Here is a 20710-nt window from a genome sequence, read left to right on the forward strand (position 1 = left end):
GCCATGACAGCCCTGAGCCTGAACAACCGCGAATTCCAGCAGTTCCGCGACATGATCCACGAAATCGCCGGCATCGCCATGAGCGACGCCAAGCGCCAGCTGGTGGCCGGACGCCTGAGCAAGCGCCTGCGCCATTTCGAACTGAGCAGCTATGGCGACTACTTCCAGCTGCTGATGAAGGACAAGGCCGAGTTGCAAACCGCAGTCGACCTGCTGACCACCAACGAAACCTACTTCTTCCGCGAGCCGAAGCACTTCGAATTCCTCCGCGAGCGCCTGCAGGACGACCTGCGCAGCAGCCAGCCGCTGCGCGTCTGGAGCGCCGCCTGCTCCAGCGGCGAGGAGCCCTACACCCTGGCCCTGCTGCTGGCCGACTGCCTGCCGTCGCGACCCTGGGAGATCCTCGCGTCGGACATCAGCACGCGCATCCTCGACAAGGCACGCACCGGCATCTATCCGGAAGAGGACGCCAGCGGCATCCCCCGCGAGCTGCTGCATCGCCACTGCCTGCGCGGCACCGGCAGCCACAGCGGCATGTTCACCCTGGAGCCGGCATTGAAGCGGCGCATCGGCTTCCGCCAGATCAACCTCAACAACGCCCTGCCGGACGTCGGTGTGTTCGATGTGATCTTCCTGCGCAACGTGATGATCTACTTCGACCCGCCGACCAAGCGCCAGGTGGTGCAACGTCTCTGCGCACGGCTGCGTCCCGGTGGCTACTTCTTCGTCAGCCACTCCGAAAGCCTGCACGGCATCAGCGACGAGTTGCAGTCGCTGCGCCCCTCGATCTATCGCAAGCCCCATGCATAACCCGGACGGCGTCATCGAAGTGCTCCTGCAGCCAGGTGACCTGTACTTTGGCGACCGCCGCACGCGCATCCGCACGCTGCTCGGTTCCTGTGTGTCGCTGGTGCTGTGGCACCGCGGCGAACGCATCGGCGGCATGTGCCACTACATGCTGCCCAGCCGCCGCCACCCCGGCAGCCGGCTCGATGGGCGCTACGCCGACGAGGCCCTGCACCTGCTGCTGGAGAAGATCCGCGCCAGCGGCAGCCAGCCGCAGGACTACCGCATCAGCCTGTTCGGTGGCGGCAACATGTTCGGCGAGCTGTGCCAGCGCAACATCGGCCAGAGCAACGTACGCGCCGGCCTGGAGCTGCTCGCCGCCCACGGCCTGAAATGCCATGAACGGCATGCCGGTGGCGATGGCTACCGCAACCTGATTTTCGATGTCTGGAGCGGGCACATCGCACTGCGTTGCCCCACGTCCCAACAGATCGCCACCCGGCGCTACGAGGCCCCCACGCCATGAAGAACACCAAGGTGTTGATCGTCGACGACTCCGCAGTCGTCCGCCAGGTACTGAGTGCCGGCCTTGCCGAACACACGGGCATCGAAGTCATCGGTGCCGCCGCCGACCCCCTGTTCGCCATGGACAAGATGCAGCGCAACTGGCCCGACGTGATCGTGCTAGACGTGGAGATGCCTCGCATGGACGGCATCTCCTTCCTGAAGAAACTGATGGCCGAGCGCCCGACCCCGGTGGTGATCTGCTCCACCCTGACGGAGAAGGGTGCCGCCACCACCATGGAGGCCCTGGCCGCCGGCGCGGTGGCCATCGTCACCAAGCCGCAGGCCGGGCTGCGCCAGTTCCTCATCGAAGCCACCGAAGAGCTGGTCGGCGCCATCCGTGCGGCGGCCCAGGCCCGTCTCAAGCGCCTCGGCCCGGCAGCGCCGGCGGTGCAGCCCAAGCTCAACGCCGATGCCATCCTGCCTGCCGCCAGCAGCGGCGCCATGACCCGCACCACCGAGCGCATCATCGCCATCGGCACCTCGACCGGCGGCACCCAGGCACTGGAACACGTGCTCACGGCACTGCCACGGGTCTGCCCCGGCATCGTCATCGTCCAGCACATGCCCGAGCGCTTCACCGCCGCCTTCGCCGAGCGCCTCAACGGCCTGTGCCAGATCGAGGTCCGCGAGGCCCGCAACGGCGACCGGGTCATGCCCGGTCGCGCCCTGATTGCCCCTGGCGGGCGCCACATGCTGCTCAAGCGCAGCGGCGCCCAGTACGTGGTCGAAGTGGTCGACGGCCCGCCCGTCAGCCGCCACAAGCCCTCGGTGGACGTGCTGTTTCGCTCCACCGCCCGCGCCGCCGGCGCCAACGCCACCGGCATCATCATGACCGGCATGGGCGACGACGGCGCGCGCGGCCTGCGCGAGATGCACGAGGCCGGCGCCATCACCTACGGCCAGGACGAAGCCACCTGCGTGGTCTACGGCATGCCCAAGGAAGCCAGGAAACTGGGGGCGGTCGACCGCGAAGTGGCCCTGGAGCAGATTCCCGCCTGCATCCTGCGTAACGAACGCGGCTGAGCGGCCTTTGCCCGTCTGCCTCGGCGGGCGTAGAATCGAGCGATTGCTCGCCGGCATCACCGGCGGGCTCGTGAGCCCCGGCCGCGCGAGAGGAGATCCCGTCTCGTCATGCAGCCCCCCTACATGCGGCGATCAGCTGCCCGACGACGCTCACCGCACACACCTCCGAATTAGCCGCAGGACCCGACCATGCCTGATTACCGCTCGAAGACCTCCACCCACGGCCGCAACATGGCCGGCGCCCGCGCCCTGTGGCGCGCCACCGGGATGAAGGACGAAGACTTCAAGAAACCGATCATCGCCATCGCCAACTCCTTCACCCAGTTCGTGCCCGGCCACGTGCACCTGAAGGACCTCGGCCAGTTGGTCGCCCGCGAGATCGAGAAAGCCGGCGGCGTGGCCAAGGAATTCAACACCATCGCCGTGGACGACGGCATCGCCATGGGCCATGACGGCATGCTCTATTCGCTGCCGAGCCGCGAGATCATCGCCGACTCCGTGGAGTACATGGTCAACGCCCACTGCGCCGACGCCATCGTCTGCATCAGCAACTGCGACAAGATCACCCCCGGCATGCTGATGGCCGCCCTGCGCCTGAACATCCCGGTGGTGTTCGTCTCCGGCGGCCCGATGGAAGCCGGCAAGACCAAGCTGGCCAGCCACGGCCTTGACCTGGTCGACGCCATGGTCATCGCCGCCGACTCCAGTGCATCCGACGAGAAGGTCGCCGAGTACGAGCGCAGCGCCTGCCCGACCTGCGGCAGCTGCTCCGGCATGTTCACCGCCAACTCGATGAACTGCCTGACCGAAGCCCTGGGCCTGTCCCTGCCGGGCAACGGCTCCACCCTGGCCACCCACAGCGACCGCGAGCAGCTGTTCCTGCGCGCCGGGCGCCTGGCCGTCGAGCTGTGCCAGCGTTACTACGGCGAAGGCGACGAGTCGGTGCTGCCGCGCAACATCGCCAACTTCAAGGCGTTCGAGAACGCCATGATGCTCGATATCGCCATGGGCGGTTCGACCAACACCATCCTGCACCTGCTGGCCGCCGCCCAGGAAGGCGACGTGGCCTTCGACCTGCGCGACATCGACCGTCTGTCGCGCAAGGTCCCGCAGCTGTGCAAGGTGGCGCCGAACATCCAGAAGTACCACATGGAAGACGTGCACCGTGCCGGTGGCATCTTCTCCATCCTCGGTGAGCTGGCCCGTGGCAGCCTGCTGCACACCGACGTGCACACCGTGCACAGCCCGAACATGGCCGAGGCCATCGCCCAGTGGGACATCACCCAGACCCAGGACGAGGCGGTGCACCACTTCTTCAAGGCGGGCCCGGCAGGCATCCCCACCCAGACCGCGTTCAGCCAGTCGACCCGCTGGGACAGCCTCGACGACGACCGTGCCGAAGGCTGCATTCGCAGTGTCGAGCACGCCTACTCGCAGGAAGGCGGCCTGGCCGTGCTGTACGGCAACATCGCCCTCGACGGCTGCGTGGTGAAGACCGCCGGCGTCGATGAGTCGATCCATGTCTTCGAAGGCACCGCCAAGGTGTTCGAGAGCCAGGACAGCGCGGTTAAAGGCATCCTCGCCGACGAGGTGAAGGCCGGCGACATCGTCATCATCCGCTACGAAGGCCCGAAAGGCGGCCCGGGCATGCAGGAAATGCTGTACCCGACCAGCTACCTGAAGTCCAAGGGCCTGGGCAAGGCCTGCGCCCTGCTCACCGACGGCCGTTTCTCCGGCGGCACCAGCGGCCTGTCCATCGGCCACGCCTCGCCGGAAGCGGCTTCGGGTGGCGCCATCGGCCTGGTGCAGGACGGCGACAAGATCCTCATCGACATCCCCAACCGCAGCATCAACCTGCTGGTATCCGATGAAGAGCTGGCATCGCGCCGCAGCGAACAGGACCAGAAAGGCTGGAAGCCGGCCGCACCCCGTGCGCGCAAGGTGACCACCGCCCTCAAGGCCTACGCCCTGCTCGCCACCAGCGCCGACAAGGGCGCGGTGCGCAACAAGGCGATGCTCGACGGCTGACCCCGCGTTGCGACATGAAAAGCCCGGCCTTGCTGGCGCAGCGTTGTTCATTTGAGGTTGCACAGGTTTGGCTCCCCTCTCCCATTTATGGGAGAGGGGCTGGGGGAGAGGGCTGAAGTGCAGCAAAACTGCCAGTTTCCCCCTCTCCGAACGCGGCCCGCCCTAATCCTCTCCCCAAAGGGGCGAGGGGACTATCGCGGCCGACCAACTCTCAAAGGAACAGCACTACGGCCTTGCTGCCGGGCTTTTTCTTGCCGAAGGTTTTGCATCTGCGCTCGTTCGCCAGCAAGCTGGTGCCTGCATTCTGCTCAGGAGCCCGCCATGCGCATCGGCCTGATCGCCGACACCCACAACCTGCTGCGCCCCGAGGCGCTGGCCGCGCTGCAGGGTGTCGACCATCTGCTGCACGCCGGCGATATCGGCGGGCCGCAGATCCTGGCCGAGCTGGAGCGCATCGCGCCGCTGTCGGTGGTGCGTGGCAACAACGACCAGGACGCCTGGGCCGACACCATCGCCGATCAGCTGACGCTGGACTTCGGTGGTGTCCGGCTGCACATGCTGCACGACCTCAAGCAGCTGGATGTCGACCCGGCTGAGCAGGGCATCGACGTGGTCATCGCCGGCCACTCGCACAAGCCCCTGCAGGAGACGCGCAACGGCGTGCTCTACCTCAACCCGGGCAGCGCCGGACCACGGCGTTTCAAGCTGCCCATTGGGGTGGGCATCCTGCATATCGAAGGCGGCCAGGTAAGGGCCGAGCTGATCACCCTGCCGGCCTGATCCCCCTGCATGCCGGCGTAGGGTGGACGACGCCTCACCCGTCCACCGTCCCACCGACCACCCAAAGGCCCCTTGAAAAACGCCGCCGCCGAGACCATCTAGGCAGGTACCGTTTTTCAATGTCTCGATGGAGATTTTCATGACCCTCGACGAGCTCAACGCCATCCCCGGCGTGACCGCCAAGCCCGACGTCGCCACCGCCGACTTCGTCTACAACCACACCATGATCCGCGTGAAGGACCTGCAGAAATCGCTGGACTTCTACACCCGCGTGCTGGGCTTCACCCTGCTGGAGAAGAAGGACTTCCCCGAAGCCGAATTCAGCCTGTACTTCCTCGCGCTGATTGCCGACAAGTCGCAGATCCCGGCCGACCCGGCCGCGCGCCACCAATGGCGCAAGTCCATCCCCGGCGTGCTGGAGCTGACCTACAACCACGGCACCGAGCAGGACCCGGAGTTCGCCTACCACAGCGGCAACAGCGACCCGCGCGGTTTCGGCCACCTGTGCGTGTCGGTACCGGACATCAAGGCTGCCTGCCAGCGCTTCGAAGAGCTCGGCGTGGACTTCCAGAAACGCCTGACCGACGGCCGCATGCGCGACATCGCCTTCATCAAGGACCCGGACGGCTACTGGGTGGAAATCATCCAGTTCACCGACGTGCAGTGAGCGTCGCGCCCGCGACACCCGACGAGGGGCTGCCTCCTACGAGGCAGCCCCTCGTTCGTCGAGCCACTCAGCTCACGCCAACGTAGCGGTCGGCACGGTGATTGATCGCCAGCACCAGGTTGAGCATCACCGCGCCCAGCACCGACAGCAGCACCTTGTCCGGCGAGACCACGAAGATCGACGCCAGCACGATGCTGGCGTCGATGCCCATCTGTACCGCCCCTGCCCGCAGGCCGAAACGCTCCTGCAGGTACAGCGCGAGGATGTTCACCCCGCCCAGGCTGGCGCGGTGGCGGAACAGCATGAGCAGGCCAAGGCCCATGGCGGCGCCACCGAACAGGGCGGCGTAGATGGCATCGAGCGCGGCGAAGGCGACCCAGTGCGGGGTCAGCTCCGCCAGCAGTGAAACCAGCAGCACCGCACAGCCGGTACGCAGGGTGAAGCCCCAGCCCATGCGCCAGATGCCCAGCAGGTAGAACGGCAGGTTCACCAGACAGAACACCAGGCCGAAGGGCCAGCCGGCCTGGTAGTTGGCCAGGAAGGCGATGCCCACCGTCCCGCCGGTCAGCAAACCGGCGTGGGCGTAGAAGGTGATTCCCAGGGCCACCAGGGCGGTGCCGAACAGCAGCGCCAGGGCATCCTCCCACAGCGGGTGGCGAACGAAGAGTGCGGCGACGGCGCTCGGGCGCTCGTCGACGGGCGATTGCTCAGTCATCGAAAAACCTGCATCAGGGTGCACGAAAGAGGTGATGGCAGAGGCAAGGCGGTGGCCGTCGCGCCGCACGCGGGAAGCGGGTGGCAGGGACGGCCGGCAGTGTCGTTATTGTGTGTCGCGACGTTCCCACACCTCGAAGGCGTAGAAGGGTGTCTCGGCGCTGGCCGGGTGCTCGACGCTGGAGCTCATGTGCCAGTGCGCCTGGTCAACCTCGGGGAAGAAGGCATCACCCTCGGGATCAAGGCCGACCCGCGTCAGGTACAGGCGATCGGCCTGCGCCAGGCCCAGCTCATAGAGCTGCGCGCCGCCGATCAGCATCAGCTCTTCGGCATCCTCTTCACGGGCCCAGGCGTCGGCACGGGCGATTGCCTCTTCCAGGGAGGCGAACACCTCGGCACCTTCCAGGCTCAGGTCCGGCTGGCGACTGACGACGATGTTGAGGCGCCCCGGCAAGGGCCGGCCGAGCGAGTCCCAGGTCTTGCGACCCATGATGATCGGCTTGCCCAGGGTCAGTGCCTTGAAGTGCTTGAGGTCCGCCGGCAGGTGCCAGGGCAGTTGGTTGTCGCGGCCGATGACGCGGTTGTGCGCGAGGGCAGCGATCAGCGAAAGGGGGAGTGTCTTGTTCATGACGGCGAGCATAGCAGAGCGACCAAGTGACGAGCAGCTCACAGCCCGAGCAACCGGCCATCGGTTTGTCGCCGAATCGTCATCGTCCATGCGCCAGGCTTTGCGCTCCCACCCGAGCAAGGAGATGCCGCGATGATATCGAACCTGTTGCGCACAGGACTGCTGTGCGCAGGATTACTGAGCGCTGCACTGCCAGTGCAGGCCGACACCGTGCAGAACGCCATCGACTGGGCCCAGCGCCAACCCGGCACACAGCCACAGCACGCGCATGCTGCGCGCAAGCCGCTGGTGATCGCGCACCGTGGCGCCAGCGGTTACGTGCCCGAACACACCCTGGCCGCCTACGCCCTGGCCGTGCTGCAAGGTGCCGATTATGTCGAGCCGGACCTGGTGATGACCCGCGACGGGCAACTGGTGGCGCGCCATGACAATGAGCTGGGCCTGACCACCGATGTCGCCCAGCGCCCCGAGTTCGCGGCACGCAAGCGCACCCAGACGGTCGACGGCGTCAGCCTGGAAGGCTGGTTCAGCGAGGACTTCACCCTGGCCGAGCTGAAGACGCTGCGCGCCATCGAGCGCATCCCGCAGGTCCGTCCGGGCAATACGCGCTTCGACGGCCAGTTCGAAATCCCGACCCTGCAGGAAATCATCGACCTGGTGAAGAGCCTGCAGCTCAGCCAGCAACGGGTGATCGGCCTGTACCCGGAAACCAAGCACCCCACGCACTTCCAGCAACTCGGCCTGGCCATGGAGAAACCGCTGCTGGCCGTGCTCAAGCGCAACGGCTACGCCAGCGCCAAGGCGCCGGTGTACATCCAGTCCTTCGAGGTGGAGAACCTCAAGACCCTCAGCCGCATGACCTCCATCCGCCTGATCCAGCTGCTGTGGACGGACGGCCAGCCCTATGACCAGCAGGCACTCGGCACCGACCTCAGCTATGCACAGATGATCACGCCCAAGGGCCTGAAAGCCATCGCCCGTTACGCCAGCGGCATCGGTCCGGAGAAAGGCATGATCATCCCGCGTGATGCAGTCGGCAACCTGACCACGCCGACCAGCCTGGTGAGCGACGCCCATGCCGCCAGGCTCAAGGTGCACCCCTATACCTTCCGCGCCGAGAACGCCTTCCTGCCGACAGACCTGCGCAATGGCAGCGATCCGACCGCACGCGGCGACATCGACGCCGAGCTGCGCACCTTCCTCGCCACCGGCATCGATGGCCTGTTCATCGACCAACCGGATATCGCCGTACGCCTGCGCGAACAGCGCTGATTCGCACGGGGGCGGATCAGGGGTTATCCTCAAGCCCTGATCCGCACGACGAGACGCCGCGTGACTGACGCCTCCTCCCCCACCGCCTTTCAACGCCTCTGGCTCAGCGAGACGATCCGCCTGCGCGAGGAACACGCCGGCCCGCTCGAAGATGCCGAGGCCAATCGCCTGGCCCGCGCCGAGCACGGCGATCTGGCCACGCGTATCCAGCAGCGGGCCCTGCTCCTGGCCCGTCGCGATGGTCAGTGGCAAGCCCTGCAGCACTGGCTGCAGGGCGCACGCCTGGCGGGCCTGCTGCTGGCGCTGCTGGCGCTGTTCAGCGGAGCCGGCCTGGCCTTCGCGGCGCTGGGCGACGGACGCCAGCCGGTCAACGTGTTCTGGGCCCTGGGCAGCCTGCTCGGCCTCGACCTGCTGATGCTGCTCGGCTGGCTGGTCGGCCTGCTGCTGACCCGCGACCACCCCGGCGCCCTCGGCCGCCTGTGGCTCTGGCTCAGCGACAAGCTGGCCCGCGATGCCAGTGCCGCCCACCTGGCGCCGGCCCTGTTGCTGATGCTGCAGCGCCAGCGCCTGACCCGCTGGGGCCTGGGCCTGCTGAGCAACGGCCTGTGGACGCTGGCCATGCTCGCCGCCCTGGGTACCGCACTGCTGCTGCTCGCCACACGGCGCTACGGCTTCGTCTGGGAAACCACCATCCTCGGCGGCGACAGCTTCATCGCCATGACCCAGGCCATCGGCGCGCTGCCGGCCCTGCTCGGTTTCAGCCTGCCCGACGTCGCGCTGATTCGCGCCAGCGGCGACGCCGCCATCGCCAGCGAGGTCGCCCGACAGAGCTGGGCCGGCTGGCTGGTCGGCGTGCTGCTGGTCTACGGCCTGTTGCCACGTCTGCTGCTGACGTTGCTGTGCCTGTGGCGCTGGCTCAGCGGCAAGGCAGCGCTGCGCCTGGCACTCGACCTGCCCGGCTACGACCTGCTGCGCCAACGCCTGCAGCCGGACAGCGAGCGCCTCGGCGTCTGCGACCTGGCGCCGGCCACCCTGCACCAGCCGCAAGCCGGCGCCAACCCGCAAGCCGGCAGTGGCGCGTTGCTGCTGGGCCTGGAGTTGGATGAGCGGCGCAGCTGGCCGCCCCTGCAACTGCCCAGTGGCGTCGCCGATGCCGGGGTGATCGACAGCCGCGAGCAGCGCCGCCAGTTGCTCGAACAGCTGACCCGCTTCCCACCCGAGCGCCTGGTCATCGCCTGCGACCCGCAGCGCTCACCGGATCGCGGCAGCCTGGCGCTGCTCGGCGAACTGGCGCGCTGCGCGGCCGCCACGCGCATCTGGCTGCTCTCGCCCGCACCCGGCGCGAGCCTGGACAGCGCGCGCCTGGCCGACTGGCACCAGGCCCTCGACAGACTGGGCCTGCAGCATGGCGACAGCGCTCCACTGAACTGGCTGGAGAGCGGGCATGATTGAACAGGCTCGACGCAGGCTGGATGACGCCTTTTTCATCCACCAGTCGCCACGGTGGATGGGTGAAGCGTCATCCACCCTACAGCCCGTATCCGGGAATGAGCCACAGCCACTTCCCGGATTGCATCCGGGCTACCCGACTGAACTGGCTGGAGAGCGGGCATGATTGAACAGGCTCGACGTAGGGTGGATGACGCTTTTTTCATCCACCAATCGCCGTGGTGGATGGGTGAAGCGTCATCCACCCTACAGTCCGCATCCCCGACCGAGGCCGCGCCATGAGCCCACCGCTGAAACTCGCCCTGGTCGGCCACACCAACGTCGGCAAGACCTCGCTGCTGCGCACCCTGACCCGTGACGTCGACTTCGGCGAGGTCTCGCCACGCGCCAGCACCACGCGCCACGTCGAAGGCGCGCGCCTGTCGGTGGACGGCCAGGCCCTGCTGGAGCTGTACGACACCCCAGGCCTGGAAGATGCCATCGCCCTGCTCGACTACCTGGAACGTCTCGATCGCCCTGGCGAACGCCTCGACGGCCCGGCGCGCCTGACCCGCTTCCTGGAGGGCAGCGAGGCGCGCCAGCGCTACGAGCAGGAAGCCAAGGTGCTGCGCCAGCTGATGGCCTGCGATGCCGGGCTGTACGTGATCGATGTGCGCGAGCCGGTGCTGGCCAAGTACCGCGACGAACTGGCCGTGCTGACCATGTGCGGGCGCCCGCTGCTGCCCGTGCTCAATTTCGTCGCCAGCAGCCAGCACCGCGAAGGCGAGTGGCGCGAGGCCCTGGCGCGTCTCGGCCTGCATGCGCTGGTGGCCTTCGACAGCGTGGCGCCCCCCGAAGACGGCGAGCGCCGCCTGTACGAAAGCCTGGCCCTGCTGCTGGAGCGTTCGCGGGCGCAACTGCAGCGCCTGATCGAGGATCACCAGGCACAGCGCCAGGCCCGCCGCCAGGCTGGCAAGCGCGTGGTCGCCGAGTTGCTGATCGACTGTGCCGCCTGCCGGCGCAGCGTTGCCGCCCAGCCGCTGCTGGAGCAAGGCGCCATCGCCGAACTGCGTGACGCCATCCGCCAGCGTGAGCAGCGCTGCGTCGAGGCGCTGTTGCGCCTGTACGCCTTCCGCCGCGACGATGCCAAGGCCACGGACCTGCCCCTGCTCGACGGCCGCTGGGGTGACGACCTGTTCAACCCGGAAACCCTCAGGCAACTCGGCATCAAGGTCGGCGGCGGCATGGCAGCAGGCGCCGCGACCGGGGTCGGGGTCGACCTGCTGGTCGGCGGCCTGACCCTCGGCGCAGCGGCGGCACTGGGTGCGCTGATCGGTGGCAGTGCGCAGACCCTGCGCAACTACGGGCAACGCCTGAAAGGCAAGCTGCAGGGCCAGCGCGAACTGACCGTCGACGACGCCGTGCTGCGCCTGCTCGCCCTGCGCCAGCAACAGCTGCTGGCCGCGCTGGACCGGCGCGGCCACGCCGCCATGGACGCCATCGCCCTCGGCGCCCCGCAGGAAAACCTCTGGCGCCAGGGCAAGCTGCCCGCCCCGCTCAACGTCGCACGCGCCCACCCGCAATGGTCGTCGCTCAACCCCGGCGCACGCCTGGAGGACGCCGAACGCCAGGAGCAGGTGCAGCGACTGGCCGCGCAACTGGCCGAGGCATGAAGAGCCTGAACGTCCTCACCACGCTGCGTCGCTGGCTGCAGCGCAGACGGCTCGAGCGCACGCCGGTGGACACGGCCGATCACGTCTCGGTGGAGATGATCGACAGCGAACTCGGCGACCGCATTCTCGACAGCCTGAAGACAGAGGGCTGGCGGCAGGTCGCGCAATACAGCCCGCTGGCCTTCGACAAGGGCATCGACTACGACAGCTACCGCCTGCGCCGGGGCCTGGATGAGCTGAGGCTGGAGTGGGACAACTGGCTGGAATGGAGGATCAGCGGGCCGCGCGAAATCATCGACGAGATCGCGCGACGCTTCCCGCTGCAGACCGAACCCCAGGCGACGCCTGAGGTGCCGCCTCAGAGTTCCTCGCCCAGGTAGTCGCTCACCGTCCGCGGCCACTGCGGATCATCCATGATGCCCAGCACCGCGCGGCTGATCGGCTCGCGCAGCGGGCTGCCGCTGCGCACCAGGAAGCCGTAGCTCTGGTTCTCGAAGGTGCCGGGCAGCACTTGCAGGCGCGCACCGACCAGCTCGCGGTTGCGGTATTGCAGGATGGGTTTGTCGTAGACGATGGCGTCGGCCTCGCCCTGCTGCACGGCCTGCAGCGCCTTGCCCAGGCTCGGGTAGTCGCTCTGGCGGATACGCTGCTCCTGCAGCCAGTGCGAGCTGGCCGTGCGCTGCACGCTGGCGACATGCGCGCCTTGCAGGTCGCCAGGGCCCTGGATGGCGCCCTGCAGATTGCTCACGGTCAGGGCCGTGGTCATTGCTGCGGTGAAGGTCGAGACCATGATCAGTGCGGCGAACATCCACACCACCGCGACCAGCCGGCCGCCCAGCGTCACCGGCGACTTGTCACCGTAGCCGACGGTGGTCATGGTCACGGCAGCCCACCAGAAGCCATCGCCCAGGCCGCGCACCGGCTCCTCGGGGAACTGCTCGCGGTTGCGCCGGCGCTCGAAGAACCAGATCAACGCCCCCACCAGCATCAGCACTGCGGCCAGGCCCAGCACCACGCTGATGAACCGCCAGGAGAACAGGCGCTTGAAGGTCGTCCACCAGCCCGCCGAGGCGGTAGCCGGCACCGCGATGGCGAGGCCGGTGAAGTAGAACGGATGGGTGAAGTCGAAGCGCGCCTCGCGCTCGGGGGTCATGGTCATCGCCCCGACCACGACATCGACCTTGCTCTGCTCGAGACTGTCGAGCAGGCGATCGAAGGGCATCGCCTCGTACTGGAAGGCATAGCCGTTCTTTTCGGCGATGGCATTCCACAGATCGATGCTGATGCCACTCCAGCTGCCGTCGTCGTGCTTGATCACGAACGGCGGCACTTCGGTGATGCCGACCCGCAGCGGCGTGGTCTCGGCGTGACTCGTCAAACAACTGCAGATCAGCAGCAGGGCCAGTGCGATGCGGCTCACGGGGGACTCCCTTTTCACTCGTTGAGGGAAAAGGGTAGCAAATTGCCCCCGCCTGCGGGCCTGCCTCAGACCGCGACCGGCGCCTTGATGTGCGGATGGGCCTCATAACCGACCAGTTCGAAGTCCTCGAACCTGAACGCCAGCAGGTCCCTGACCTCGGGGTTCAGCTTCATGCTCGGCAGCGGCAGCGGCTGACGGGTCAGCTGCAGGTCGGTCTGTTCGATGTGATTGGCGTACAGGTGGCAGTCACCGCCGGTCCAAATGAACTCGCCCGGCTGCAGGCCGCAGACCTGCGCCACCATCAGCGTCAGCAGGGCGTAGCTGGCGATGTTGAAGGGCACGCCGAGGAAGATGTCCGCCGAGCGCTGGTAGAGCTGGCAGGACAGCTTGCCGTCGGCGACGTAGAACTGGAACAGCGCGTGGCAGGGCGGCAGCGCCATCTGCTCGACCAGCGCCGGGTTCCAGGCCGAGACGATCAGACGGCGCGAGTCCGGGTTGCTGCGGATCATCTCGACCAGCTTGCTGATCTGGTCGATGGACTCGCCGTTGGGCGCCGGCCAGCTGCGCCACTGGTAGCCGTAGACCGGGCCGAGGTTGCCGTTCTCGTCGGCCCACTCGTCCCAGATGCTGACGCCGTTGTCCTTGAGGTACTTGATGTTGGTGTCGCCCTGGAGGAACCACAGCAGCTCGTGGATGATCGAGCGCAGGTGGCACTTCTTGGTGGTGACGATGGGGAAGCCGTCGGCCAGATCGAAACGCATCTGGTAGCCGAACACGCTGTAGGTGCCCGTGCCGGTACGGTCTTCCTTGAAGGTGCCGTGCTCACGCACGTGGCGCATCAGGTCGAGGTACTGTTTCATCAGGCGGCTCCTTGTACGGGCTGGCGCTTGTAGGCGTAGGCGATCAGGCCGATGCCGCCGAGGATCATCGGCAGGCAGAGGATCTGACCCATGGTCAGCCAGCCCCAGGCCAGGTAGCCGAGCTGGGCATCCGGCACGCGGACGAACTCGACGATGAAGCGGAACACCCCGTAACAGGCGGCGAACATCCCGGATACGGCCATGGTAGGACGCGGTTTGCGCGAGTAGAACCAGAGGATGACGAACAGCGCCACGCCTTCCAGGGCGAACTGGTACAGCTGCGACGGGTGCCGCGCCAACTGTTGCGGATCGGTGGGGAAGACCATCGCCCAGGGCACGTCACTGGCCTTGCCCCACAGCTCGGCGTTGATGAAGTTGCCGATACGCCCGGCACCGAGGCCGATCGGCACCAGCGGCGCGATGAAGTCCATCAGCTCGAAGAAACTCTTGCCGTTGCGCTTGCCGAACCACCAGGTCGCCAGCATCACCCCGATCAGGCCGCCATGGAAGGACATGCCACCCTCCCAGACCCGCAGGATCTTCGCCGGCTCGGCGAGGTAGGCGGACAGGTCGTAGAACAGCACATAGCCGAGGCGTCCGCCGAGGATCACCCCCATGGCCACCCAGAACACCAGGTCGGACAGCTTGTCCTTGTTCCAGCTCGCGTCGAAGCGTGCCAGACGACGCGAGGCCAGCCACCAGGCGCCACCGATGCCGATCAGGTACATCAGGCCGTACCAGTGGATTTTCAGGGGACCGAGGGCGATGGCCACCGGGTCGATCTGCGGATAAGGCAGCATCCAGGACTCCTTAGATGAGAAAACTCAGGCCCACGCTGAACAGCAGCAGGGCAAACAGTCGCTTGAGCAGACGCGGCGACAGGCGATGTGCCAGGCGCGCGCCGATACGGGCAAAGAACATGCTGGTCACGGCGATCCCCAGCAAGGCCGGGAGATAGACGAAGCCCAGGCTCCACTGCGGCAGATCCGCTTCGTTCCAGCCTGTGTAGACGAAGCTCAGCGCCCCGGCGATGGCGATCGGCAGGCCGCAGGCCGCCGAAGTCGCCACAGCCTGCTGCATCGGCACGCTGCGCCAGACCAGGAACGGCACGGTCAGCGAACCACCGCCGATACCGAAGATCGCCGAAGCCCAGCCGATCACCCCGCCCGCCACCGTCAGCGTGGGCTTGCCTGGGACACCGCCGCTGGCCTTGGGTTTCAGGTCCAGCACCATCTGCACGGCGATGACGATGGCGAAGGTACCGATGATCTTCTGCAGCAGCGGCCCCTGGATCAGCGCGGCGGTCATGGCCCCCAGCGCCGCCCCCAGCAGAATGCCGCCGGTCAGCCAGCGAAACAGCGGCCAGCGCACGGCACCCATGCGGTGATGCGCCAGCAGCGAGTTGATCGAGGTGAAGACGATGGTCGCCAGGGACGTGCCGACCGCCAGGTGGGTGAGGATCTCCGGCGCCATGCCCTGCGAACTGAAGCTGAACACCAGTACCGGCACGATGATCAGGCCGCCGCCCACGCCGAACAGGCCGGCCAGCACACCGGCGGCCGCACCGAGCACCAGGTAGAGCAGCAGTTCCATCGACACCCCCGAAAACAAAGCGGCATGGTAGCGGAAATGCCCACTCAGCGGCATACGGATCGACGGAACGGTTGCCGCTTTCCCCCCAGCTCGCTAGCCTGCCAGGCTCTGCCATCAGAGGAACTCTCATGTGCCTGATCGTCTTCGCCTGGCAGCCGCAGGGCGCCATGCCCTTGCGCCTGGCAGCCAATCGCGACGAATTCTACGCGCGCCCCAGCGCCGCGCTGAGTGAATGGCAGGAGGCCCCGGGCGTATTCGCCGGGCGCGATCTGCAGGCCGGCGGGACCTGGCTGGGCATCACCGCCGAGGGCCGCTTCGCCGCCCTGACCAATATCCGCGACCCGGGGCAGAAGATCGGCCCGCGCTCGCGCGGCGAACTGACCGCCGACTACCTGCGCGGCCAGGCCGCGCCACAGGCCTACCTGGAAACCCTGATGGCGCGGGCAGCCGACTATGCCGGCTTCAACCTGCTGCTCGGGGATGCGACTCAGCTCTGGTACTTCAACTCCCAGGAAAGGCAGGCGCATCGCCTGCAAGCCGGCGTCTACGGCCTGTCCAACGCCGGGCTGGACACCCCCTGGCCCAAACTGCTGCTGGCCAGAAGCACCCTGCAGGCGCGTCTCGATAGCGCTGACGAGGAGCTGCTGGCGCTGCTGGCCGACCACAGCCAGCCAGCGGAGCACCTGCTACCGGATACCGGCATCGGCCTGGCCACGGAGCGCCTGCTGTCGAGCGTGTTCATCGCCAGCGCCGCCTACGGCACGCGCGCCAGCACCGTGCTGAACCTTGGTCAGGATGGGCACTGGAGCATCGTCGAACGCAGTTTCGGGCCGCACGGCGCCGTGTTGGGCGAAGTCAGGGTAAGCAGGTAGCCCGGATGCAATCCGGGGAGCTTCCGTGCGCAGTGGTCCCGGATTGCATCAGGCCCAGGGATGACGCGCCCGCAGGCGCGCCGTTCACGCCTGGATGTTGGACGCCGGGTTGATCACCCTACCCAGGCCGAGGTTGCGCAGCGCCAGATGCAGGGTGCTGTAGATCAGGTGCGGGTTGTCCATGCTCATCACCTGGCCCAGCAGTTCCCTGGCCTTGCTCTGGGTGATCTGGCGCAGCAGCCATTTCACCTTGGGCAGGTTGGTGGCGTTCATCGACAGCGAGTCAAAGCCCATGGCCAGCAGCAGCACCGCCGCCGCCGGGTCACCGGCCATCTCGCCGCAGATGCTCACCGGCTTGCCCTCGGTATGCGCATCGTTGACCACCTTCTGCAGGGCCTGCAGCACCGCCGGGTGGAGGAAGTCGTAGAGATCGGCCACCCGCGGGTTGTTGCGGTCGACCGCCAGCAGGTACTGGGTCAGGTCGTTGGAGCCGACCGAGAGGAAGTCCACCTGGCGCGCCAGCTCGCGCGTCTGGTAGACGGCGGCGGGAATCTCGATCATCAGGCCGATGGGCGGCAACGGCACATCGGTGCCCTCGTCACGGACCTCGCCCCAGGCACGGTGGATCAGGTGCAAGGCCTCTTCCAGCTCCTGCGTGCCGGAGATCATCGGCAACAGGATGCGCAGGTTGTTCAGGCCCTCGCTGGCCTTGAGCATGGCACGCGTCTGCACCAGGAAGATTTCCGGGTGATCGAGGGTCACACGGATGCCACGCCAGCCAAGGAAGGGGTTCTCTTCCTTGATCGGGAAATAGGACAGCGCCTTGTCCCCGCCGATGTCCAGGGTGCGCATGGTCACCGGCAGCGGATGGAAGGCCTGCAACTGCTCACGGTAAGTGGCCAGCTGCTCCTTCTCGCTGGGGAAGCGCTCGTTGATCATGAACGGCACTTCGGTGCGATACAGGCCCACGCCCTCGGCCCCGCGCTGCTGGGCGCGGGCGACGTCGGCGAGCAGGCCGGTGTTGACCCACAGCGGCATGCGCTGGCCGTCGAGGGTTTCGCAGGGCAGCGCGCGCAGGGCATCGAGCCCTTCGGTGAGCTGGCGCTCCTCCTCGACCACATCGGCGTACTGCTTGCTCAGCAGCTCGCTGGGGTTGGTGAAGACTTCGCCGTGGTAGCCATCGACGATCAGCTTGATACCGTCGATCTTCGAATACGGCAGGTCGACCACGCCCATGACCGTGGGAATGCCCATGGCGCGAGCGAAGATGGCAACATGGGAGTTGCCCGAGCCGGTCACCGAGATCAGGCCGGCCAGCTTGCCTTCCGGCACTTCGCCGAGCATCGCCGGCGACAACTCCTCGCTGACCAGAATGGTGTTGTCGGGGTAGACCAGCGAGGTCTTGCGCTCTTCCTGCAGGTAGGCGAGCAGACGCCGGCCCAGGTCGCGCACGTCGGAGGCGCGCTCACGCAGGTAGGCGTCGTCCATCAGCTCGAAGCGCTTGACGTGGTCGAGCACCACCTGGCGCAGGGCGCCCTGCGCCCACTGGCCACTCTTGATGACCTTGCGCACCTCGTTACCCAGGGCGGCGTCATCGAGCATCATCAGGTAGACATCGAACAGCGCGCGTTCTTCCTTGCGCAACTGGGTCGCGAGCTTCTCGGACAGCTCCTGCATGTCCTCGCGCACCCAGCCCAGCGCCTTGTCGAACAAGGCCAGTTCGGCGTCGATGTCATCGACGTTGCGGTCCGGTACTACATTCAGATCGGCCGGGGGCAGCACCACGACAGCGGTCCCCACCGCTGCCCCCGGCGCACCCGGCACGCCGACGAACTTGGCCTCCTGCACGCCCTTGCCCTGGCGCCCCAGGCCGCGAATCGAGCCAGTGGCCTCGGCGTGGGCGATCACGCCGGCGAGCTGGGCGCTCATGGTCACCAGGAAGGCTTCCTCGCCTTCGTCGAACTGGCGACGCTCCTTCTGCTGCACCACCAGTACGCCCATGACCCGGCGATGGTGGATGATCGGCGCACCGAGGAAGGAGGCGAAGCGTTCCTCGCCGGTTTCGGCGAAGTAGCGATAACGCGGGTGGCTGGCGGCGTCTTCGAGGTTCAGCGGCTCCTCACGGGTACCGACGAGGCCGACCAGGCCTTCGTTGGGCGCCATGCTGACCTTGCCGATGGAGCGCTTGTTGAGGCCCTCGGTGGACATCAGGACGAAGCGATTGCTTTCCGGGTCGAGCAGATAGACCGAGCAGACCTGGCTGCCCATCGCTTCCTTGACCCGCTGCACAATGATCGACAACGCCGCCTTGAGATCCTTGGCGGCGTTCACTTCCTGGACGATCTTGCGCAGCGTATTGAGCATGCTCGATTGGGGTCCGTATCAGTCGCGCACTATCAGGCGCGGGGCGAGTTCCTTGAGCGCGCGGCGATAGACCTCGCGCTTGAATGTGACCACCTGGCCCAGCGGGTACCAGTAGCTGACCCAGCGCCAGCCATCGAATTCGGGCTTACCGGTCAGGTCCATGCGTACGCGCTCCTCGGCACCGGTCAGGCGCAGCAGGAACCACTTCTGCTTCTGCCCGATGCACAGGGGCTGGCTGTGCGTGCGCACCAGGCGCTGCGGTAGACGATAACGCAACCAGCCTCGGGTGCAGGCGAGTATCTTCACATCCTGCTCTTCGAGCCCGACTTCTTCATTGAGTTCGCGGTACAACGCCTCTTCGGGCGATTCGCGATCATTGATGCCGCCTTGCGGAAACTGCCAGGCATCCTGATTGATGCGCCTGGCCCAGAGCACCTGGCCGACATCATTGGTCAGGATGATGCCGACATTCGGGCGAAAACCATCAGAGTCGATCACGGCAAGCAACCTCGTACACGCAAGTTCCGGCATTGTTCCACAAAGCCGAGTCCAGCAGCAACGCGGGTTTGGCGGCAGTGGGAAAGCCCGGCCAAAGCGGCTATTCTGGCGCGCCCCACGCGGGTGTTCACGAGGCTGCGAGCGCCGTCAGGCATGGCGAAGCCCGTCGAAAAGAGGCTGTGTACCAGCGGTACATGCACATTTTTCGCCAGGTTCCGCCCCGACCGGGACGAGCGCCGCAGGCTGCAGACGCCCCTAATCCCTTTGAAGAACAGGTACAGAATCGTGCGTTTGGCCCTTTTCGATCTCGACAACACCCTGCTGGCCGGTGACAGCGACCATAGCTGGGGCGAATTCGTCTGCCAGCGCGGCCTGGTCGATGCAGCCGAGTACCTGGCACGCAACGACGCGTTCTACGCCGACTACTGTGCCGGCAAGCTGGACGTGGTGGCCTACCAGAACTTCAGCCAGGCGATTCTCGGGCGCAGCGACATGGCACAACTGGCGCAGTGGCACCGCGAGTTCATGGCCGAAGTGATCGAGCCGATCATCCTGGCCAAGGGCGAGGCATTGCTGGCCGAACACCGCGCCGCCGGTGACAAGCTGGTGATCATCACCGCCACCAACCGCTTCGTCACCGCGCCCATCGCCGAGCGTCTGGGCGTGGACACCCTGATCGCCACCGAGTGCGGCATGCAGGACGGTCGCTACACCGGCCAGATCACCGGCACCCCCTGCTACCAGGGCGGCAAGGTGACCCGCTTGAACGCCTGGCTGAGCGAGACGGGCCACAGCCTGGACGGCGCCTATTTCTACAGTGATTCGCGCAACGACCTGCCGCTGCTGGAGGCCGTGGCCAACCCGGTGGCCGTGGACCCGGACGACGTGCTGCGCGCCACCGCCAGCGAGCGTGGCTGGCCGGTGATCTCGCTGCGCTGAGTACGGACTGAAGCTGGCTTCGCGGCTGGAGCCGCTCCTACGGAGGCCATCGCCAGCCGCAGCCGTGTAGCCCGGATGCAATCCGGGCCACTCTGCTCAGACGGGCTTGGCGCCCATCAGCGCCATGATGGCGATCAGCAGCACGAGAATCAGCCCGGCATAGATCAGGCACAGGCGCTTCAGCGAAGTGGGCGCTGGCGCATCGCCCAGCGCGCGCCAGACGGCCAGACGCCCGGCCAGCAGCAAGCCGAGCAGCATCATCACGCCATAGAGGATGCTGCCCAGCAGCAGCCAGGTCTGCCCCAGCGGCCAGCCGGCGGCGTTCACCAGCCAGTAGCCACTGAGCGGCAGGCTCAGCGCCAGCACGGCAAAGGCAGGCAGGCTGAACAACAGGGTCACGCGCAGCTTGCGCGCCAGCACGGCGGCATCACCGCCGCGCTGCGCCTTGAACAGCATGAACGCGTGCGCGATCAGGCCGAGCAGCAGCAACACGCCAGGGGCGCTGTGAAGAATACGAACCAGCAGATAGTGCTCCATCGAGGCTTCCTTTTTAGGTAGGGCGGGTGCAACCCGCCAACGCGCTCCGGCGGGTTACCCC

The 20710-nt window shown here is 66.9% G+C and carries 21 protein-coding genes; 12 read left to right on the plus strand and 9 right to left on the minus strand.

Annotated features, from left to right (window positions below; genetic code table 11):
* Positions 1–3: 3 nt before the first annotated feature.
* The 6 genes from EWH21_RS22715 to gloA all read left to right on the plus strand — a co-directional run bounded on the left by EWH21_RS22715 (position 4) and on the right by gloA (position 5851).
* Complete coding sequence (locus EWH21_RS22715; RefSeq protein WP_047588035.1) at positions 4–810, plus strand: protein-glutamate O-methyltransferase CheR; 807 nt, start codon at positions 4–6, stop codon at positions 808–810.
* On the plus strand, positions 803–1312 hold the full coding sequence (locus tag EWH21_RS22720) for a chemotaxis protein CheD (RefSeq protein WP_037055183.1): 510 nt from the start codon (positions 803–805) through the stop codon (positions 1310–1312). The genes EWH21_RS22715 and EWH21_RS22720 overlap by 8 nt, the downstream gene beginning before the upstream one ends.
* The gene (locus EWH21_RS22725; RefSeq protein ID WP_134676395.1) at positions 1309–2376 is read left to right on the plus strand and encodes a chemotaxis response regulator protein-glutamate methylesterase; all 1068 of its coding nucleotides are present in this window, start codon (positions 1309–1311) and stop codon (positions 2374–2376) included. Before EWH21_RS22720 ends, EWH21_RS22725 begins: the two co-directional genes overlap by 4 nt.
* A gap of 189 nt (positions 2377–2565) precedes the next feature.
* Positions 2566–4404, plus strand: a complete 1839-nt coding sequence (ilvD, locus tag EWH21_RS22730; protein ID WP_277699387.1) for a dihydroxy-acid dehydratase — start codon at positions 2566–2568, stop codon at positions 4402–4404.
* 321 nt (positions 4405–4725) lie between these two features.
* Complete coding sequence (locus EWH21_RS22735; protein WP_277699388.1) at positions 4726–5184, plus strand: metallophosphoesterase family protein; 459 nt, start codon at positions 4726–4728, stop codon at positions 5182–5184.
* Between the two features lie 139 nt (positions 5185–5323).
* Positions 5324–5851: a lactoylglutathione lyase gene (gloA, locus tag EWH21_RS22740; RefSeq protein ID WP_037055189.1), complete on the plus strand. Its 528-nt coding sequence runs from the start codon at positions 5324–5326 to the stop codon at positions 5849–5851.
* Positions 5852–5918: 67 nt separating this feature from the next.
* Here the strand turns inward: gloA and EWH21_RS22745 are convergent, their stop codons facing one another.
* On the minus strand, positions 5919–6566 hold the full coding sequence (locus tag EWH21_RS22745) for a YitT family protein (protein WP_150606917.1): 648 nt from the start codon (positions 6564–6566) through the stop codon (positions 5919–5921).
* A 105-nt stretch (positions 6567–6671) separates the two neighbouring features.
* Positions 6672–7193: a dihydrofolate reductase gene (locus EWH21_RS22750; protein WP_277699389.1), complete on the minus strand. Its 522-nt coding sequence runs from the start codon at positions 7191–7193 to the stop codon at positions 6672–6674.
* Between the two features lie 132 nt (positions 7194–7325).
* Here EWH21_RS22750 and EWH21_RS22755 point away from each other — a divergent pair, with 132 nt between their 5' ends.
* From EWH21_RS22755 to EWH21_RS22770, 4 genes are all read left to right on the plus strand, one after another.
* Positions 7326–8465, plus strand: a complete 1140-nt coding sequence (locus EWH21_RS22755; protein WP_277699390.1) for a glycerophosphodiester phosphodiesterase — start codon at positions 7326–7328, stop codon at positions 8463–8465.
* Between the two features lie 60 nt (positions 8466–8525).
* Entirely contained in the window at positions 8526–9917 is a 1392-nt protein-coding gene (locus EWH21_RS22760; RefSeq protein WP_277699391.1) for a DUF2868 domain-containing protein, read from the plus strand.
* Between the two features lie 275 nt (positions 9918–10192).
* Positions 10193–11566, plus strand: a complete 1374-nt coding sequence (locus tag EWH21_RS22765; RefSeq protein WP_277699393.1) for a GTPase/DUF3482 domain-containing protein — start codon at positions 10193–10195, stop codon at positions 11564–11566.
* A complete protein-coding gene (locus EWH21_RS22770; RefSeq protein WP_277699394.1) occupies positions 11563–11946 on the plus strand; it encodes a hypothetical protein in 384 nt (127 codons plus the stop codon). Before EWH21_RS22765 ends, EWH21_RS22770 begins: the two co-directional genes overlap by 4 nt.
* Here the strand turns inward: EWH21_RS22770 and EWH21_RS22775 are convergent.
* The 4 genes from EWH21_RS22775 to EWH21_RS22790 form a co-directional block, all read right to left on the minus strand.
* Positions 11925–12986: a transporter substrate-binding domain-containing protein gene (locus EWH21_RS22775; protein WP_269319953.1), complete on the minus strand. Its 1062-nt coding sequence runs from the start codon at positions 12984–12986 to the stop codon at positions 11925–11927. The two genes, EWH21_RS22770 and EWH21_RS22775, sit on opposite strands and share 22 nt — an antisense overlap.
* 65 nt (positions 12987–13051) lie before the next feature.
* Complete coding sequence (locus EWH21_RS22780; RefSeq protein WP_037055209.1) at positions 13052–13846, minus strand: thymidylate synthase; 795 nt, start codon at positions 13844–13846, stop codon at positions 13052–13054.
* Entirely contained in the window at positions 13846–14646 is an 801-nt protein-coding gene (gene lgt / locus EWH21_RS22785) for a prolipoprotein diacylglyceryl transferase (protein ID WP_277699395.1), read from the minus strand. The genes EWH21_RS22780 and lgt overlap by 1 nt, the downstream gene beginning before the upstream one ends.
* A gap of 10 nt (positions 14647–14656) precedes the next feature.
* Positions 14657–15439 (minus strand): sulfite exporter TauE/SafE family protein, encoded by a 783-nt coding sequence (locus EWH21_RS22790; protein WP_037055213.1) that lies wholly within the window; start codon positions 15437–15439, stop codon positions 14657–14659.
* Positions 15440–15567: 128 nt separating this feature from the next.
* Here EWH21_RS22790 and EWH21_RS22795 point away from each other — a divergent pair, with 128 nt between their 5' ends.
* Complete coding sequence (locus EWH21_RS22795) at positions 15568–16311, plus strand: NRDE family protein (RefSeq protein WP_277699396.1); 744 nt, start codon at positions 15568–15570, stop codon at positions 16309–16311.
* A gap of 84 nt (positions 16312–16395) precedes the next feature.
* Here EWH21_RS22795 and ptsP read toward each other — a convergent pair whose 3' ends face one another.
* A complete protein-coding gene (gene ptsP, locus EWH21_RS22800) occupies positions 16396–18675 on the minus strand; it encodes a phosphoenolpyruvate--protein phosphotransferase (RefSeq protein WP_037055218.1) in 2280 nt (759 codons plus the stop codon).
* 18 nt (positions 18676–18693) lie between these two features.
* The gene (locus EWH21_RS22805) at positions 18694–19173 is read right to left on the minus strand and encodes an RNA pyrophosphohydrolase (RefSeq protein ID WP_021445072.1); all 480 of its coding nucleotides are present in this window, start codon (positions 19171–19173) and stop codon (positions 18694–18696) included.
* A 285-nt stretch (positions 19174–19458) separates the two neighbouring features.
* Between EWH21_RS22805 and EWH21_RS22810 the strand changes: the two genes are divergently transcribed.
* Complete coding sequence (locus EWH21_RS22810; protein ID WP_037055220.1) at positions 19459–20112, plus strand: HAD family hydrolase; 654 nt, start codon at positions 19459–19461, stop codon at positions 20110–20112.
* Positions 20113–20208: 96 nt separating this feature from the next.
* Here EWH21_RS22810 and EWH21_RS22815 read toward each other — a convergent pair whose 3' ends face one another.
* Positions 20209–20649, minus strand: a complete 441-nt coding sequence (locus EWH21_RS22815; RefSeq protein WP_277699397.1) for a DUF2269 domain-containing protein — start codon at positions 20647–20649, stop codon at positions 20209–20211.
* Positions 20650–20710: the final 61 nt, after the last annotated feature.

Source organism: Pseudomonas sp. REST10 (assembly GCF_029542605.1).
Lineage (GTDB): Bacteria > Pseudomonadota > Gammaproteobacteria > Pseudomonadales > Pseudomonadaceae > Aquipseudomonas > Aquipseudomonas khazarica.

What these genes read in the sequence shown, in the direction of transcription:
- EWH21_RS22755 (WP_277699390.1), top strand. Translation starts at nt 7,326, where the DNA reads ATGATATCGAACCTGTTGCGCACAGGACTGCTGTGCGCAGGATTACTG.
- EWH21_RS22745 (WP_150606917.1), bottom strand. Translation starts at nt 6,566, where the DNA reads ATGACTGAGCAATCGCCCGTCGACGAGCGCCCGAGCGCCGTCGCCGCA.
- EWH21_RS22725 (WP_134676395.1), top strand. Translation starts at nt 1,309, where the DNA reads ATGAAGAACACCAAGGTGTTGATCGTCGACGACTCCGCAGTCGTCCGC.
- EWH21_RS22770 (WP_277699394.1), top strand. Translation starts at nt 11,563, where the DNA reads ATGAAGAGCCTGAACGTCCTCACCACGCTGCGTCGCTGGCTGCAGCGC.
- EWH21_RS22815 (WP_277699397.1), bottom strand. Translation starts at nt 20,649, where the DNA reads ATGGAGCACTATCTGCTGGTTCGTATTCTTCACAGCGCCCCTGGCGTG.
- EWH21_RS22715 (WP_047588035.1), top strand. Translation starts at nt 4, where the DNA reads ATGACAGCCCTGAGCCTGAACAACCGCGAATTCCAGCAGTTCCGCGAC.
- gloA (WP_037055189.1), top strand. Translation starts at nt 5,324, where the DNA reads ATGACCCTCGACGAGCTCAACGCCATCCCCGGCGTGACCGCCAAGCCC.
- ptsP (WP_037055218.1), bottom strand. Translation starts at nt 18,675, where the DNA reads ATGCTCAATACGCTGCGCAAGATCGTCCAGGAAGTGAACGCCGCCAAG.
- EWH21_RS22720 (WP_037055183.1), top strand. Translation starts at nt 803, where the DNA reads ATGCATAACCCGGACGGCGTCATCGAAGTGCTCCTGCAGCCAGGTGAC.
- EWH21_RS22750 (WP_277699389.1), bottom strand. Translation starts at nt 7,193, where the DNA reads ATGAACAAGACACTCCCCCTTTCGCTGATCGCTGCCCTCGCGCACAAC.
- EWH21_RS22795 (WP_277699396.1), top strand. Translation starts at nt 15,568, where the DNA reads ATGTGCCTGATCGTCTTCGCCTGGCAGCCGCAGGGCGCCATGCCCTTG.
- EWH21_RS22765 (WP_277699393.1), top strand. Translation starts at nt 10,193, where the DNA reads ATGAGCCCACCGCTGAAACTCGCCCTGGTCGGCCACACCAACGTCGGC.
- EWH21_RS22735 (WP_277699388.1), top strand. Translation starts at nt 4,726, where the DNA reads ATGCGCATCGGCCTGATCGCCGACACCCACAACCTGCTGCGCCCCGAG.
- lgt (WP_277699395.1), bottom strand. Translation starts at nt 14,646, where the DNA reads ATGCTGCCTTATCCGCAGATCGACCCGGTGGCCATCGCCCTCGGTCCC.
- EWH21_RS22780 (WP_037055209.1), bottom strand. Translation starts at nt 13,846, where the DNA reads ATGAAACAGTACCTCGACCTGATGCGCCACGTGCGTGAGCACGGCACC.
- EWH21_RS22790 (WP_037055213.1), bottom strand. Translation starts at nt 15,439, where the DNA reads ATGGAACTGCTGCTCTACCTGGTGCTCGGTGCGGCCGCCGGTGTGCTG.
- ilvD (WP_277699387.1), top strand. Translation starts at nt 2,566, where the DNA reads ATGCCTGATTACCGCTCGAAGACCTCCACCCACGGCCGCAACATGGCC.